This window comes from Mesorhizobium sp. 10J20-29 (assembly GCF_054130485.1).
In genome coordinates this window covers 3,999,717-4,015,528 of the sequence record NZ_CP199156.1, presented here as the reverse complement: position 1 = coordinate 4,015,528, position 15,812 = coordinate 3,999,717, and the positions used below count along the sequence as shown (strand labels likewise).

Here is a 15,812-nt window from a genome sequence, read left to right as displayed (position 1 = left end):
TGGGGACAGACGAGCGTCAGCATCTATGCGGGTGAACCAATCTGGAGAAAGCCGCGGACTACCTAGAGCCGTCAGGACGCTAACTGCCCATGCCTTTCGAGGAGCCGCATCAACACGGCATTGGCGTGGGTGAAATTCGCAAGCTGGCCCTGGAGATGGTACGCCCACTTCTCGCCGTGGAACAGATTGTTGCGAAAGCGCCAGACGATCGTCATCACGGTCAGCAGCCGATCGCGCGGGTCGTTGTTGGTCCCGTCGAGGACCGCTCGAACGAGGTCAGGCTGATCGGCGGGACGCAGGTGGAGGTGCGCGAAGTGGTGCGTAAACACGCCGTTCGCAAAGTAGCGCTGCCGAAAATTGGCCAGCTCTCCATCATACTGGTCGGCGTCGAGCGTGCCTGCATCGCGCCACTCGTCGGCTTTCGCGCAAATGAGATCGGCGCGCGCGAAATTGCCCATGACCTGCGCCTCGAACAGACTCCAGAGGAAGGTGAAGTTGAAGATCGCTGCGCGGTCCTCTTCGGGCAGCGCCTGGAATCCCGGTGCGCGCGCCAACAGCCATTGCATGCTCATGTTATGCCCCATTCGTTGTTGGTCTCGAGGCCAGTCAGTCTACCGGCCCGTCGCAGCCATCCGGGGACAGTTGCAAGAAGTCGGTGAGCGTGTCGCACTGGATGCAGTAATACATCTGAGAGGCCTCCTGAAAATGCATGCCGCATAGGCATCCGCAGAAGGGACAGCATTCGTCGATGTCGAGGTCGGCCCACTCCCACACACCGAGATATTCGGGGATGGCGTCGCGGTCGTAGCCGGTGATCTCGAAGGCATCGGCGTTCATCGCGACGAACCCGCGCTGTCCGACTTCCATCAGGAAAGGCAAGACATCGGCCGGCTCGACGTAGAACCACTCGCCGCGGCCGCGCCGGGATGCGAGGCGACGATGCAGATCGCGCTCGGTCTCGAAATCATCGGCCGACGTGATCCAGCCGAGGAGTTTGAGTTCGAGCGGATTGCCGGTCTGCAGATCGCTCTTTCGCCGGCCAATATCCTTGGCAACGCCGACCTTGATCGGCGAGCACCCGTTTTCATCCTCGCCTATGAAGTAAACCGGCATAGGCAATGCCCCGTTGCGTCTGTCTGCATTTGCGATCAGTCATTCCCGTAGTCCGGCTCGTATTCCATTTCACGTTCTTGCTGGTCCTCGTGGATGTAGTTCAGTCCAGAGGCGTCGATTTCGTCGCTTCCCATCAGCGTCAAGTCGCATGTTGGGCAGCGAAACTCTTCACCAACGAACTCGCGGTCGACGACTTCCCAGATCGCATGCTCATCGCGCTCCTCGCTGATGTCTTCGCCGGTTTGCTCGCCGGTCATGAAGGCTCGGCATTTGCACGCCGGGCAGCTCTCCGCCCAGATCTCGTCGCAGCGGCTCTTAAAGATTCCGACCTGGTGCTGCGGTTCGCGCAATTCCGCTTCGCCAGTCAGGCGCTCCCGCTCTGCCTTCTTCAACGCCTCGAATTGCTCGCGGGCGGCTTCGACGCGCAGCTTGACGGCGGCCGCGAGAGCCTTGGCGGCTTCATCGAGAAGCTGGCGGGGCGCTTTTGCATCGGCCGCGCCGAGCCATTGCTCCAGGGATGAACCCATCTGGTGCAGGATCGTGTCGCACGCATGCCAATAGCGTGCCTCCCAAGCGTCGAGACGCATCGTCCGGAAGGGAAGATCGGCCGAATGCAGCTCGGCGTTTCGACGTTCGGCGATGTCCTGGCAGAATTTCTGGACCGTCTTGTCGAAGCGAGGAACGAGGTGGGCCAGGCGCTCGAACAAGGTCTTGGCTGCGATCGTCTTCACGTCCGTGGTGACGTTGATGCCGGCGGCGACGAACATAGACTGCCAGTGCGTCGGATCGACCACGAGGCTCGGGTGCTTACGGGCGAGTGCGGCCTTGCCAAGCAGCTCAAGCGCGAGAGATGCCCAGAGCTGATACTCGTCGAGATCGCTGGCGCCTTTGCGGGCCAACGCACGGCCGATATAGACCTTCGATTTTGCATGGAGCGCGTCGCCGTTTATGGCGATGAAGACGTCTTCAGGCATCGATGAGAACCCTTGCGAGGCGTCGGCCGGACCCTGGGTCCGACGGACTGCGCCCGTGAAGGACGCGCCAGTTGTCGATGATGAGGATGTCGCCCTGGCGCCATTGATGGGCTTGGGGCGAAGCCGCGGCAATTCGGTTGTCGATGAGCGCCAGGGCTATGCGGCCGCGCTGGTCAACGGCTTCAAGACAGCCGGGATCGTATCGCAGGAAGGCTCCACCCGGCGCGAGGATCGTCGTGTAGAAGGAACGCCGGCCGCTACGAACGAGCACCGGAGTTGCTTCGAGAAGGTTAAGCTCCTCCGGCGAAAAGCCGAGCGTTTGCCAGTCGAGGAGCATCGTCGCCGCTGCGGGCGATCCTGGGTCGATACACCCGAGGAGGAGGTAGCGGCATGGTCTGGTGCGATGACTGAGTTCGGTATGGAACGGCAAGGCGCCCAGGCCGTAGCGGGCGCTCAAGGATCGCGGATGCGCAGCGTCGGCGCTGTGAGGCTCGATGACCTCTTCGAGCGCGCCGGCGCGGCCGCCAACACGAGTGCCTATGCGATCGCCGAGCTTGCCCAGCTCGCTCACTGTCGCGTCGGCGTTCGCGCTTTCGCTGCGATGAAGAGACCAGCCGCGCTCCGACAGCGGGTCAAGAGGCGGTCGCGTATCGGAGACGGCGATGTCGTGCGCAGCCATCTCGCCGTCCTATCGCTCGAGGCGGACGCGAAGGCGCCGGGCGCGCTCGCGGAAGGCGGCTTCGCCGCCTTCGAGGATGTCGCAGACGGCCTTGCGGATTTCAGCATTTTCGAGTCCGCCCGCCACGTAGCTGATCGGTGGCAGGCCACCTGAAGGATGCGGTCCTGCTTCGGCGACGATGATCTGATCCGCGTCGGTATTAATCACGAGGTTGGCGTTGTGCGTGACCATGATCACCTGACGCTTGGCCTTCGCCGCAATGAAGAGCGCGACCAACTCGTCGAAGACGGATTTCGGATCGAGGTTCTCCTCGGGTTGGTCGATGATCAGCGGCCGATCATCGGAGTCGTCGAGCGCCAGATAGAGCAACAGCAGCACGATGCCGCGCGTGCCGGGCGATAGCTTGCGAATGTCGACGCCGTCATAAGAGATCTCATACCTGACGGTGATGTGATCGGTGCCGAAAAGCCAGTGCGCGAACTGCTTTGACCAGGCACGGAAGTCGGCCTGCTCCGTCGGAGCGAAAGGCGCATGGGACAGCAGGTCTCGCAGGTATTTTGCCATGAACGCCGTCATGGCGGCCTGAACCTCCGCTGCCGATCCGGTTTCCCACGCCGGCTTGAGTGCTTCTGTGGCTGCGCCGATAAGCGAACCGCGCCCATAAAAGGGTCCGGTTTTGCGACGGTCGAGAAGCTCTTCCTCCGCGAAGTTGCCCCAGGTCTGAACGTCGGCGATCCGGCGAACGGAGAAGCTGAGCTTCTTCAGGGTCCCCGACGAAGCGGCAAGCCGCGCCATCAGGGGCGCGTAAAGTCCCGCGAGCGCGTCCTGCTCGTTGATGATCGCCTCAAAAACCCGGCCGTAGGTATCATCGCGCTCCGTTTGGAGATCCTTACGCCTCGCGACGGCACCCTGCGAATCCGCAAGGCGGGTTTCGAGGGTCTGAAGCGCCGAATTCTCCTGCGCGATGCGGTTGGTGAGCGCCGAGTATTGATCGCGCACCAGCTTGTCGGCGCTGAATAGTGCCTCCAACCGAGTCATCTCGGCGGCGATCGGCGCCAGCGGCAATTTCGAGACATCGGCTGTATCGGCAATCAGCGCAACGTTGGGATCGCCGGGCGGCGGCGGGACGCCCTGGAGCTTCCGGATCTCGCCATCCGCCCAAGTCACGTATGCCGTAAGGCTCTTGTCGACGTCGCCCTTGTAGATCAGCAGGAACTCGTCCCACTGCGTGGCATTGAGCCCGCTATTGGTGTGACGCGCCTGGGCCTGCCGCAGCATCTCCGGCGAGCCGGTTGCCCGCGTGGAACGCACCTCGTCTTGCATGGCTACGAAGGTACGGCGCTGGTTCCCGAAATTCTGGATTGTACTGCGGAGCTTCTGCGCGGCTTCGCTAAGCTGCGTATGGCGGGCGACCTGGGATTCAGTCCTTTTCACAACGAGTCTGGCACGATCGGCGGTATAGTCGGCTATCAGCTTCTTCTTCTCGCCGACCTGCTTAGTCAGCGAGGCGACGAGGCTCTCCTTCTCGAACTCAGTGGCGATTCGGTCCGAGATGTCCGCTATCGCCTGGACCTCGCGTTCGCGCGCCTGCTGGAACCGCGAGGTCTGCTGCTCGCGCAGCTCGGCGAAGTCGAGTGCCCATTCGCGATCGTCCTGCGAATGCGATTTGAAGATCACACGCTCGATCTCGTCGACCAAGCCGTCGGACACACCTTTGGCCGAGCAAAGCTCCTCGACAAACTGCTGGGACAGATAGCGGGCTCGCGGAAACGACATATGGCCGTTGGCGTCGCTGCCATCGAGAGCGCGGGTGACCGTCGCGCCGCCGCCCCAGGTCAGCTTCGTCGTCGCATCGCCGATCAACCGGCGCGCACGCGCCAGGAAGGATGGGCTAATGTTTTCGTCCGCGTTCCATCCGGATGGGGTGATCGCATCGCAGCCGGCCGCGATCACGTCGGCCAGGGCGGTCTTGCCCGAACCCCGAGCGCCGATGATGGCGACAAGGCCGGGGTTGAGCGGGATGTCCGGCGTGGTCGCCCAATCCGCATCGTCGATCCTGACGTGCGAGATCACCTGGGATGGCATCGCCGACCGCGGCGGGTGTTCGCCGACATAGGCGCGCCCCTCGGGGTCGATGCACGCTTGGCGCAGGGTATCGAACTCAAGGGCGCCCTTGATCCACGAAAAGCGGTTGTCGGTGGGTTGACCCACGGATTTCTGGTCGTGGGAATCGCTGCCGTGAAGGCAGGGTTTGCAGCCGTCATATCGTGTGCGCAGCTCCTCGATCGTCACGCCACGTTGGCCGATCCAGAACTCGCGCTGCGGCGCGCTGCTCGAAAAGATTATGTGCGCGAACTTCTCGATCTCCTGCCGCACCGTGGCATCGGCGGCCTGCCGGACGCCGGACGTGCCGTCTCCGGCCGCACCGGCGACCGCGATGAGGATGTTCTTGGTCGCCCATTCGCTTTCGCCGATGACCTTGCGCAGTTGATCGAAGTTTACCTTGAACTGCGTCGCGCCGTGCCGGAGCGCCGCGCCGTCGTCGGTGATCGACTGATCGGCGCGCTTTCCAAGTTTGATCAGCTCCTCGCGCGTGCAATCGAAGCGGTCGTTGAACGCGTGGAACTGGAGGCGCTTGAGGATACGCTTCACCTCCGAGAGGTGATCAGTATCTTCCGGGCTGACGAGAAGATGGACGTTTACGAAGCCCGATTTCGCCGCTACGTCCAGGCGCAGCTCGATGTTCGGAAAGACAAGCTTCACTTCTGGCAAGCGGCCGGCGTCCATATGCTTGCGGAATTCCTCGTAGGTGTCGGTGACGTAGTAGTCGGTGACGGCGATCGACTCGACCTTCGGCGTCAGCCCCTCGAGCGACGTGAGGTATGCGCCCCAGGGATCGGCAGCACCGAATTGGTTGTTGAGGATAGTGCCAGGGGCATGAATATGCGGCTCCCAACGGTGCCATTCCGAACCGCGACTGATCATACGCCCCCCTAGTGCCCTTCCTTGTGTTGTCCTGCTCCGTAGCCGGTGATGCAACTGCAAAGTATCGCATCATCGCGCATTCTAACGTAGGAATATTTCCTGAAACCAGCGCCGGGCAATATGATGTTGCGTCGTCCACTGTCTTGTTCGCGGAAAACAACATCGCGGCAGATGGAAGTATAAACGAGCGGCTTGAAATGCGCCGCTAGTGAAAATTTCTCGCCTTCGGGGCGTCGATGCCTTGGGGACCCGCCCGCTAGAAGTCGCTGAAATCGAGCGCGACCAAGGGCCGACTTAGCGGAATCCCGATCGTCTCGACGTGTTCGATCAGCACGAGGAACTCTTCCAGCGCGAGACCGGGGAGGAACACGCGCCAATAGGCACTTTCTCCATGCTCGTCGGGCTCGTCGAACCGGACGAAGCCATAGCTGTCGAGCACGCGCAGCTCGCCGTCATTGTCCGGATAGCGCGAAATTCGGACCAGCTTATCGGCATTGATCTCGACGTAGTCGTTGCCGCCGAGCGGACGGCGCCGTTCAGTCTCGCGACGCTCGATGAGCATGACCAGAAATTCCCGCGTGATGCGCGGCAGCTTGGCCAGCGCCGCCGAGAGCGTCGCAAAGGATTCCTGGGTCTTGTCCAGATCCTCGCCGAGGCCCTGGTCTTCGAGCAACTTGTTGAACTTGGTGAGGTCCGACATCTGCGGCTTGGGGATGGCTTCGACGAAGTCAGCCAGCGTCGTCGGATATTTGCCATCCGCGTCGGGAATCTCCAGCTCGATCTTGATGCGGGCGAGTTCGCTGCGGACGTGGTTGTAAACGAGCTGCAGCACGTCGACCGGCAGGTCCATGCAGAGCTTGCCGAGATCGTCGATGTCCCAAATGTCATCCACGTCGAACGATGCGCGGGCGCTTAACGTGTCATCTAGGGTATAGGACGATTGCTTGCCGGCGATCATCAAGACGCGAATTTTCGTGTACGTCTTGATCTGCTCGTGGCTCAACTTCGCCAGCATGTCGTTAACCTTCGCCGACGTGCGCGTTGCAGTGATCTGGAAGGCGACCTTGTTGGTCTTGTCGCCAAGGTCGAGGCCCGGCTCGTTGCTGCGATCCGCATTGAGATTTACCAGCGAGAGCGAAAGAAGGTGATTGAGGATCGTCTTGAAGAAATCCTCGGCGTGCTTGTTGAGGTCGGTCAGACCGAGACGTCCCCGCGTCGAAACCTGACCGGCCACATCGCTGAGCGCATCGACAATCTCTCCGATGAAATAGCCTCTCGTAAGTATCGCTCATTTCCTCCGTCGGCCCTCTCACGGCGTGCACCGTGATGCATTTTAACGTCCGATATCGATTCGGCGTCCGGTTTCAGCGTTGCAGCGACTGCGAACAGCGAATAGCGAATAGCGAATAGCGACTTGTCGCTGGACGGGAGCTATCCGTCCAGCCGAATCTCGAAAGAAGAGACGCTGGCTCGACAACTCATGAACCTGGCGATCGATGATCGACTGAGATCAGCATGAGGCCAACTGCAGCTATTCGATCCTCGACGCCAAGAAGCGGACTGTCCGGAAACGGCCACCTCCGGTCATTCAGAATCGGTCGAAACGGCGCCTTCTCGGCTGCAGCAGACACTTGGCAGGGTGCGCCAAACAAGTCGGCTCTCAGTTCGTCGTGGTACGTTCCCAAGATCCGAATCATCGTGTTTCGGCCGGACCGCTTCGACGAAAAATAATCATCAGTATCTCGGCAGATGCGCGCTAAGAATCAACGATTTCCGGCCTCACCGGCAGAAATAGCCCCCGCTTCCCGTCCAGAATTCCGTCGCGCAAGAAAAAAATCCGCGAGTGAGGGAGACGCGGGTAAGCCCGCCGAGAGGTCCCTGACTTTCGACCCCCCCTGCCCCTCCGAGCAGCGCGCCAGCACCGTTTCGCGGAAGTCGCCGGGCCAGGCGGCGTGTCCTCCACAGGAGTTCGTTTGGCCTCCCTTGCAATCAAGGCAGCCCGCACGAGGAGCAGCAGCAGGCCACTGCGGTCGCCGCTGTTGACGATCGCGGCGGCGCCGGCGCAGCTCGGCAGCGCCCCTGCACTCGTTCAGTTGCGACCGGATCATGCGGTGTCCCCCGACATCGCCTGCATCCACGCTGCCTCGCGCTCTTCGACGCTCGGTAGGGATTGGATTGACTGGCTCTGCTTGCGCGCCTCGGCTGCTTCTGCAGCGTCAGAACGGCTTACGGATTTCCCGCCAGAGAACCCATGCACGGTGTTTCGCTGTGGCTGCTTGGCACCCTCTTTCCCAAGCCCCTTGCCGCCTGCGACCGCACCATCCGTCGACAGTGAAACCGCGCCAGGTTCTTTCTTCCGGTTGGTTCTATCGGTTTGTAGGGCATTTTTGTCCGCATCCAACGGACATTTCTGCCCGATATCACCGGACATTTCTGTCCGGTTTATTGATGCCTTTCCCACTCCCTTTCCAGACTTCATGAGCGCGTTCCAATCTGCAATGATCAATCGAAAGCATGGCCAATTTGGCGAATAGGCCGCTGTGTTGTGACGGCCGCCATGACTGCTTTTCTTGAACATCCCCTTGGCGACGAGGTCCTTGGTGGCGCGACGGATCGTTTTTTCGTCGACGCCTAGCAGGCGCGCAAGTCGCTCGACGCTCGGGTCGCAGCGACCAGTCTTGCGGTTGAAGTGCTCAAGGAGTGCGGCGCCGACACGCTTTGCTGCACTGGATAGGCCGGGCGCAAGTCCGAGCGCCATGTGGGCGAACAAGATGTCGTTCTTCGCGAGCTCTATCATCCGAGCCTCGCCACGCCCTGAGCGGCTGGTTGATATCCCCGCCTCATCGTACCGAGTTCCGCAGTGCCTCGATTGCCTCCAATGGCGTCAGACCGAACCGCCTCCTGAGTTCTGGGACGATCGCGGAGCCAACCAATTGTGTGCGGTTCTCGGCAAACCAGACGGAAGCGCGTTCGACGGCCGACATGGATCGCACCTCAAGACCACTCGCGATCTTGGCCGAATCATCGTCGGTCACGCGGTGGACCTTTCCGCGATGCGGGCTTCGATCCAATCCAGTACTTCTGATCGCACGAAGGCGACCCGCCGGTCCCCGATCGACACCGTCTGAGGGAAGCGGCCGTCACAACGCAGCCTGTTGATGTAGGTCCTGCTAAGCGATGTCAGCCGGCACACATCGTTGATGCTTATGAGCGTGGGGCTTTCGGTCTTCATTGCCGTCTCCAGTCAGGGGGACGGCAAAACCTTCAATGCCGCCCTAGTTGGTAACGGCTCTGTATTGAAACCATCGTCCCCAAGCTGACTAGAAAGCGAAATCAGAATAATGGGGAGCTTGATTACCTAGTCGAAGCGCTCCCGAGTCAGCAGCTCCCGCTTCAACTGATTGACGATATTTTTAATGGTCTCGTTTCCGGCAGCCTCGCCAGTGATTGCAGTCAGCGGGTCCAGACAAGCCTTGATGAATTCGAGCATCGGGCTGCCATCTACTGCTGAAATAGTACACTCTCGCAGATCGCAGTCGTTCAGCTCAGCCCAAACACGGCTCACATTTTCGATGAAGGCGCGTCTGTGACGCCTTTCGCGTCCATCCTTGATCGTACCCCAAGCAGGACCGCTGTCCCGACCATCATTAATCATGTAGTCCAGCGCTCTGACCGCCATTTGATTGAGAAATTCAACACCTGCAATTCTATTGCTGTCAAATGCCTCGAACAGCTCGACTATCTCTTTGATTGCACGGCGATTTTCCACTAAATTATCGGGATCCTCAGACAGCAGTTCTGGTATCGCGCGATCCGCTACAGGAATTTGGCACTGCCATATTATCAGCTGCCGACACTGCTCCATTATGCGCAGTTGTTGCTCGTGTTTCTCTTGCAGGATTTGCCTATCTGGTAGCAACGAGCCCCACTCACTCAAGTCAATATAGGAAGATGCGAACCACTCGATACTTTCCAAACAGTAATTAAAATGACCTTCTTTCCCCAATTTCTTGAATTTTTCTTTGATGCGAAATAGGTCGTCAGGTGCATACGAGTAGGTGCTCGGATAGGGGCTTGCACTCATATCGAGGGAATTCCTTACGCTTGGCAGTATTGTGCCCACTGCCGCAGCAACGACCGTCGCTTCTCCAGCGCGTCGCCGCGGCGATAGGCCCTCTCGACCGCATTGCCAACGTGGTGCGCTAGGCTCCACTCCGCGATCTCGCGCGCAGTGTCAGTTTCTTCACCGGCCCAATCACGGAACATGCTTCGCAGCCCGTGCAAGGTAGCTGTCTTGTCCGGCGAGGCAAGACGCAGCGCTTTTGTCATGGCCGTGTCGGATATCGGCCTCCCTTCAACGCCACCGCCAAAGATGAGGTCGCTCGTGGCCCGCTGTCGCATGATATCGACGATCTGCATGCAGCGGTCAGACAGCGGCACGATGTGCGCCCTGCCCCCCTTCATCCGCTCGGCAGGAACCGTCCAGGTTCGGGCCTGGCCATCGATCTCGTCAAACGTCGCACCCCTGGCCTCGCCACTCCTGGCGGCCGTCAGGGTGATGAACTCGACCGCCCGAGCCGCTGTTCCGCTAGACTGCCGAAGCTTGGCCATCATCGTCGGCGCCTCGGCATAAGCCAATGCAGCATGGTGACCCCGTGTAAGCTTCTGGCGCTTTGGCATTACCTTGTCGAGCAGACCCTTCCATCTGGCTGGGTTGCCGGCGGACCTCCATTCGTGAGCTATGGCGTAGTCGATAACGGCCTGGATACGCGACCGCAGCCGGTCAGCTGTCTCGGGCCGTTCCTGCCAATGTGGCGCAAGGCAGTCCTTGACGTCCCCCATGACGATGTCGGCGACAGGGATATCGTGCAGCGGCTTGGCATATTCGCGAAGCGTCATCTCCCATTGCGCACCGTGCTTCGGGTTCGTCCACTCACTCGCCTTGGCCTTGAGCAGTTCCTCCATGCAGTGTGCGAAGGTGATTACGCGAGCAGGCTTTCTCGGAGACCGCGGATCAATGCCTCTCGCAAGGCTGTCCCGGATAGCTTCAGCCTTTTCCCTCGCCAGCGAGAGGGATACTGGCGCGGTTCCCTGTCCATATCCTCCGAGCCCGATCTCGGTGCGATCAGCACCGCGCCGAAAGATGAAGACCCACTGCTTGGAGCCTCCCTTGCGTACGCGAATATAGAGGCCGTCGCCGTCGCCGTAGATGCCAGGACTGTCCAGCCGTTTGATGTTGCTTTCGGAGAGCTTGTGTCGCGCCAATTTTCACCGCCGTTTGCCATAACCGTCATGTCGTCCATAGCGACTTTACTAGCAACAGCAAAGGGTTAGTTGGCACTAATGTCAGCAAGAATGGCGGACAGGCGGTCACTCCCTCCGCCAGAACGTAACCGACATCAATCACTTGTCGGAATTGTTCCGGCCCCCTGTTCGCGTTCAGGCGGCTACCGGCTTTTCCTGGGCCGCGACATTGTAGTCCTCGTTGCCATGCTCCAGAGCCCTGATCGCCGAGGCGTTCGCATGCTCGGATATCGACGTGTGATCGCGGGTGTCGACTTCCGCGAAGGCCAGTCCGAGTCCGATCTCCAGGTCCGCCGCCCTGATGTCTGACGCCAGAAAGCCCCTGGCGCCCTTCAGCAACCGCGCGCAGGCGCGATGTGCCGCGGCCGAACCCGTATTGGGGAGGATGACGCTGAAGGTGTCGTCGGAAATGTGACCGACGATGTCGAACTGGCGTATCTGTTCCTTGAAGGATTCCGCCAGTCCCTTCAGCAGCGTTTCGCAGACCGCCTGGCCCTGTCGTTGAAGCGTCTGGCTGTAGCCGCCGATCTTCAATACGACGACCGACAACGGGAACTGGAAACGCCGGTACCGGTTGAATTCGACCTTGAGATGTTCGGCAAAGGCACGCGCGTTGACCATGCCGGTCAGGTCGTCGGTGACCGAATTCTGCTGGAGATATTTGTAGGCCGCCTCGAAGTCGCGCAAGCTCAACATGCCAACGAGCGCGCCGTCCTGCATGACCGGCATGTGGCGGATGCGCCTTTCTGTCATCTGCGCATAGATATCCTCAACATCGTCGTCGCCGCAGCAGGTGATCACGGAGGAGGTCATGACGTCTTCGACCTTCTTGGAAAAAAGACCGGTCTGGAATTCCGCCAGGCTGCGGACGAGATCCCTCTCGGAGATGATGCCGACCATCACTTGCTTGCTGTCGACGACTGGCACGGCGCCGATTTTCCCTTCGCTCAACAAGGTCGCGGTTTCGACCAGGCTGCAGTCCGGCTTCACGGTAGTCACATCGGACGTGTTCTTGTTTTCCAGAAGTTTGTGAATTCGCATGAATGCACCTGCCCAAATAAAGAAACTGAATCATTCGAGCATGGAGCAGACGAGTAAATATCTGCTAAAAACCTGCAAGTCGTATTGGTGAACCCGTTGGCACTCCTTCTGCCATCACTGGAACAACCACAAGTGTAGCAAGACGCGATCGGTCACAGTGGTTCCCCGGTCCACTACAAGCAGGATGGTGGAAGCGCCGGCAGCTGTCTGTTGGGCCGGCCGAAGCACCCGTTGTCAGCAGCGCACCTGGAGGCGGGAGTGATAGCGAGCGGTGAGGATACGCTTTCTCGCCTGCAGCAACTCGCCGTAGAGCGAACGAAGCGGATTGCCGCCGCCTTGCAGGCGTTCGACCTGGATCGCCGACGTCGCTTCAGCGAGCGGGGCTTCATCCACGGGATTGGGTGCGACCGACCAGACGTCGATGCCAAACTCCCAGGCGTGGCCGATGTCCTCGTCCACGGCGCGATACACCCGCCGTCGCTGCAGGAGCCTTGCCGCAGCATCCGCCGACAGGATGTAGCCGACCGTACCGGATGCCAGCATCTTGTGGCTGACCAGCTCGATTTGTCCCGCCACCACCCGCTTGACGATGTGCTTGGGCCTGAGGTCGCTCAGCTTGACCAGGTCAAAATCGCCGCGCTCGACCTCGGCAAGCGCGGAGGAAAGCGCCGCATGGTCGACGACCCTGGCGTCATCCTCAAGGACCAGCGCATAGCGCTCGCCGCTGGTGACGATGCGGCGCCAGATGGCCCTGTGGCTGGCATAGCAGGCCAGCTCAGATGGCGTGACCGAGCGCTTGGCCAGCAGCAGGTTGCGCAATGGCGAATAGAGTTCCTGCAGGGCGGCAGCGTCACGGCGCACGCCCTCGAAGAACTCCCAGGAGAAGGCGGCGGGTTCCAGTTGTTGGGCGATCGACTTGCGGCGTGGTCCACCGGGTGGTTCGATCGTCAGGACGTAGGCTCTCACGGGTCGGATTCACGCTCTGCATTGCATCGACCGGCCCCGCGCACATGCCTCGCGTACGCGCCGGTCGGTTGGTCGCGAACCCTTACCAGCAATCATGCCGCAGGGACAACCAGTGCCTCGTAGCCAAGCGCAACAGGGTCCGTCAACTCCTGCCGTCACGAGCCACGGACAGAAGTCCGCAAGCGGATGTTCCTGAGGGCGCCTGGCCGCCCGGCCCTGCCGACAGGCTGGGCCGGCCTGTTGCCTGCCGGTCACAGGTGCCCCCTGTAACGGCATCAAACCGTTACAGGGACGGTCGTATTGAGCGCCCGTCCAAATCCCCCGCCCCGAGAGAAGGCAAGATGCAACCATCAAGAAGAATCGCAACCGCGGCAGCAAGCATGATGCTGATGGCGGTCCCTGCACTGGCGCAGGAAAAGGTCGGCGAAGCGACCCTGGTCAAGACCAGAGTGACCGGCAATGGCGCCGTCATCGACTACATGGCGCCGGTGCACCGCAACGAGCGCATCCAGACATCGAAGACCGGGCTTGGCGAGTTCCTGTTCCGCGACGGCACGAAATTCGCGGTCGGCTGGAATTCGTCCGTCGTCATCGACGAGTTCGTGTTCAACGATTCCAAGACCGTTCAGAAGCTGTCGCTCAACGCGGCCAGGGGCACGTTCCGCTGGATCAGCGGCCAGTCGAAATCGTCGGCCTACCAGATCAACACGCCGGCCGGAACGCTCGGCGTGCGCGGCACCGCGCTCGACATCTATGTCGGTGCCGGCGGCCTGACCGCCATCGTGCTCCTGGAGGGCGCGGCCCAGTTCTGCGGCAGCAATGGCTGCCAGGACCTCACGCGGCAATGCGACGTGGTCGTCGCGACGCCGTCCGGCGGCGTGCAGTCGCCCGAAACGGTGAACCGCAACATCTTCAACGTGCTCGGCACACCGCGGGCGCTGCCCTTCCTGTCGGGCGACCAGACACTGTCGCGAAAATTCCGGCGGGTCACCAGAGGCTGCGGCATGTCGAGCGCGCTGCAGAAGAGAACCGAGCCCGGCGGCGCTTCGAGACCCGACCCGAGGGATCGTCAGCCCCCGGACGACGATGACGGTGGCAACACCTTCAACCCCTAAACGGTGAGGAATTTCCTCACCTCGGCCCGGTCGAGATCCTCGGCCGGGCCGGTATGCACGATCAGTCCGCGATCCATGATGTTGACCTCGTCGGCCAGTTCCCGGCAGAAATCGAGATACTGCTCGACAAGCAGGATGGCGATGCCGGCCTGGTCGCGCAGGTAGCGGATAGCGCGGCCGATATCCTTGATGATCGAGGGCTGGATGCCCTCGGTCGGCTCATCCAGCACCAGCAGTTTCGGTCGCATCACCAGCGCCCGGCCGATCGCCAGCTGCTGCTGCTGCCCGCCCGAAAGGTCGCCGCCGCGCCGGCCGAGCATCTGCTTCAGCACCGGAAACAGTTCGAACACATGGCCCGGAATGTTGCGATCGGCGCGCTTCAATGGCGCGAAGCCGGATTCCAGGTTTTCGCGCACCGTCAGGAGCGGAAAGACCTCCCTGCCCTGCGGCACGAATGCGATGCCCGACCGGGCGCGGTCATACGCCGCGCTCCGGTCGAGCGCCTTCCCCTCGAAGGCAACGCTTCCGCTCGTCAGCCGGTGATGGCCGACGATGGATCTCATGAGACTGGTCTTGCCGACGCCGTTGCGGCCGAGCACGCAGGTGATCTTGCCGGCGCCGGCAGTCAGCGATACGCCGCGCAGCGCCTGGGCGGCGCCGTAGTGCAAGGTGGCGTCCTTGACCTCAAGCATGACCGGCGATCCTCGTCTCTTGGTCCCCCTCCTCCCCCGCGAAGGGGGTGGCGGGCGCGCCGGCCTGCCGGAGGGGGTCGGTGAAATTTCCAGAGTTTTCCAGCCGGTCGAAACCGGACCGGAAGGAGAGCGACGACCGCTCGGCGGCGGTTGCCAGCGAAAGAAGTGCGTCGAGGTCGAAGCGCCAGTACATGGTCAGCGGCCCAGATAGACTTCGACGACGCGCTCGTCGGCCGAGACGAAATCCAGCGTGCCTTCCGACAGCACCGAACCTTCGTGCAGGCAGGTAACCTTGACGTCGAGCTCGCGGACGAAATGCATGTCGTGCTCGACCACGATGACGGAATGGGTCTTGGCGATTTCCTTGAGCAGGCGCGCGGTTTCCTCGGTCTCGGCATCGGTCATGCCGGCGACCGGCTCGTCAACGAGAAGCAGCTTCGGGTCCTGCGCCAGCAGCATGCCGATCTCCAGCCATTGCTTCTGCCCGTGCGAGAGATTTGCGGCGAGGTCGTTGCGCTTCTCGTCGAGGCGGATCGTGGCCAGAATCTCGTCGATGCGCTGCCGCTCCTCTGTCGAGCTGCGGTGAAACAGCGCCGGGAATATCGAGCGGGGACCATTCAGCGACAGCATGATGTTGTCCTCGACCGAATGGCTTTCGAAGACAGTCGGCTTCTGGAACTTGCGGCCGATGCCCATCATGGCGATCTCGGCCTCGTCGTGCTTCGTCAGGTCGACGCTGCCGTTGAAGAAGACCTCGCCGTCGTCCGGCCGCGTCTTGCCGGTGACGATGTCCATCATGGTGGTCTTGCCGGCGCCGTTCGGGCCGATGATGGCGCGCATCTCGCCCTTGTCGAGCACCAGCGACAGGTTGTTGATGGCGCGGAACCCGTCGAAGGAGACCGAGACGCCGTCGAGGTAGAGGATCGTGTGGCTCTTTGACATG

Annotated in this window: 16 protein-coding genes; 1 reads left to right on the top strand and 15 read right to left on the bottom strand. The window is 61.2% G+C overall.

What is annotated here, in order from left to right; all coding sequences use genetic code 11:
* Window positions 1–71: 71 nt before the first annotated feature.
* The 12 genes from ACT2BZ_RS19235 to ACT2BZ_RS19180 form a co-directional block, all read right to left on the bottom strand.
* The gene (locus ACT2BZ_RS19235) at window positions 72–572 is read right to left on the bottom strand and encodes a hypothetical protein (RefSeq protein ID WP_457936914.1); all 501 of its coding nucleotides are present in this window, start codon (window positions 570–572) and stop codon (window positions 72–74) included.
* 34 nt (window positions 573–606) lie between these two features.
* Window positions 607–1,113 carry a GIY-YIG nuclease family protein gene (locus tag ACT2BZ_RS19230; protein ID WP_457936913.1) on the bottom strand — a complete coding sequence of 169 codons (507 nt, stop codon included), beginning with the start codon at window positions 1,111–1,113 and terminating at the stop codon, window positions 607–609.
* 35 nt (window positions 1,114–1,148) lie between these two features.
* Window positions 1,149–2,087 carry a hypothetical protein gene (locus ACT2BZ_RS19225; RefSeq protein ID WP_457936911.1) on the bottom strand — a complete coding sequence of 313 codons (939 nt, stop codon included), beginning with the start codon at window positions 2,085–2,087 and terminating at the stop codon, window positions 1,149–1,151.
* The gene (locus ACT2BZ_RS19220) at window positions 2,080–2,766 is read right to left on the bottom strand and encodes a TauD/TfdA family dioxygenase (protein WP_457936909.1); all 687 of its coding nucleotides are present in this window, start codon (window positions 2,764–2,766) and stop codon (window positions 2,080–2,082) included. The genes ACT2BZ_RS19225 and ACT2BZ_RS19220 overlap by 8 nt, the downstream gene beginning before the upstream one ends.
* Before the next feature lie 9 nt (window positions 2,767–2,775).
* Window positions 2,776–5,751 (bottom strand): TrlF family AAA-like ATPase, encoded by a 2,976-nt coding sequence (locus ACT2BZ_RS19215; protein WP_457936908.1) that lies wholly within the window; start codon window positions 5,749–5,751, stop codon window positions 2,776–2,778.
* A gap of 256 nt (window positions 5,752–6,007) precedes the next feature.
* Window positions 6,008–6,985 (bottom strand): SMEK domain-containing protein, encoded by a 978-nt coding sequence (locus ACT2BZ_RS19210; RefSeq protein ID WP_457936906.1) that lies wholly within the window; start codon window positions 6,983–6,985, stop codon window positions 6,008–6,010.
* 870 nt (window positions 6,986–7,855) lie between these two features.
* Window positions 7,856–8,548, bottom strand: coding sequence for a helix-turn-helix domain-containing protein (locus ACT2BZ_RS19205; protein ID WP_457936904.1), 693 nt, complete (start codon window positions 8,546–8,548; stop codon window positions 7,856–7,858).
* 234 nt (window positions 8,549–8,782) lie between these two features.
* Window positions 8,783–8,983 (bottom strand): helix-turn-helix transcriptional regulator, encoded by a 201-nt coding sequence (locus ACT2BZ_RS19200; protein WP_457936902.1) that lies wholly within the window; start codon window positions 8,981–8,983, stop codon window positions 8,783–8,785.
* 126 nt (window positions 8,984–9,109) lie between these two features.
* Window positions 9,110–9,835, bottom strand: coding sequence for a hypothetical protein (locus ACT2BZ_RS19195; protein WP_457936901.1), 726 nt, complete (start codon window positions 9,833–9,835; stop codon window positions 9,110–9,112).
* A gap of 14 nt (window positions 9,836–9,849) precedes the next feature.
* Entirely contained in the window at window positions 9,850–11,016 is a 1,167-nt protein-coding gene (locus ACT2BZ_RS19190; RefSeq protein ID WP_457936900.1) for a tyrosine-type recombinase/integrase, read from the bottom strand.
* 174 nt (window positions 11,017–11,190) lie between these two features.
* Entirely contained in the window at window positions 11,191–12,096 is a 906-nt protein-coding gene (locus ACT2BZ_RS19185) for a CBS domain-containing protein (protein ID WP_457936898.1), read from the bottom strand.
* Window positions 12,097–12,330: 234 nt separating this feature from the next.
* The gene (locus ACT2BZ_RS19180; protein ID WP_457936897.1) at window positions 12,331–13,062 is read right to left on the bottom strand and encodes a glycosyltransferase family 25 protein; all 732 of its coding nucleotides are present in this window, start codon (window positions 13,060–13,062) and stop codon (window positions 12,331–12,333) included.
* A gap of 389 nt (window positions 13,063–13,451) precedes the next feature.
* Here ACT2BZ_RS19180 and ACT2BZ_RS19175 point away from each other — a divergent pair, with 389 nt between their 5' ends.
* Window positions 13,452–14,177, top strand: a complete 726-nt coding sequence (locus ACT2BZ_RS19175; RefSeq protein WP_457936896.1) for a FecR family protein — start codon at window positions 13,452–13,454, stop codon at window positions 14,175–14,177.
* Here the strand turns inward: ACT2BZ_RS19175 and urtE are convergent.
* Genes urtE through urtD form a run of 3 tightly spaced genes read right to left on the bottom strand, consistent with a single transcriptional unit; the run spans window position 14,174 to window position 15,811 of the window.
* Complete coding sequence (gene urtE / locus ACT2BZ_RS19170; protein ID WP_457936894.1) at window positions 14,174–14,869, bottom strand: urea ABC transporter ATP-binding subunit UrtE; 696 nt, start codon at window positions 14,867–14,869, stop codon at window positions 14,174–14,176. The genes ACT2BZ_RS19175 and urtE overlap by 4 nt on opposite strands.
* The gene (locus ACT2BZ_RS19165; RefSeq protein WP_457936892.1) at window positions 14,862–15,062 is read right to left on the bottom strand and encodes a hypothetical protein; all 201 of its coding nucleotides are present in this window, start codon (window positions 15,060–15,062) and stop codon (window positions 14,862–14,864) included. The genes urtE and ACT2BZ_RS19165 overlap by 8 nt, the downstream gene beginning before the upstream one ends.
* A 2-nt stretch (window positions 15,063–15,064) precedes the next feature.
* Window positions 15,065–15,811 (bottom strand): urea ABC transporter ATP-binding protein UrtD, encoded by a 747-nt coding sequence (gene urtD, locus ACT2BZ_RS19160; RefSeq protein WP_457936891.1) that lies wholly within the window; start codon window positions 15,809–15,811, stop codon window positions 15,065–15,067.
* Window position 15,812: the final 1 nt, after the last annotated feature.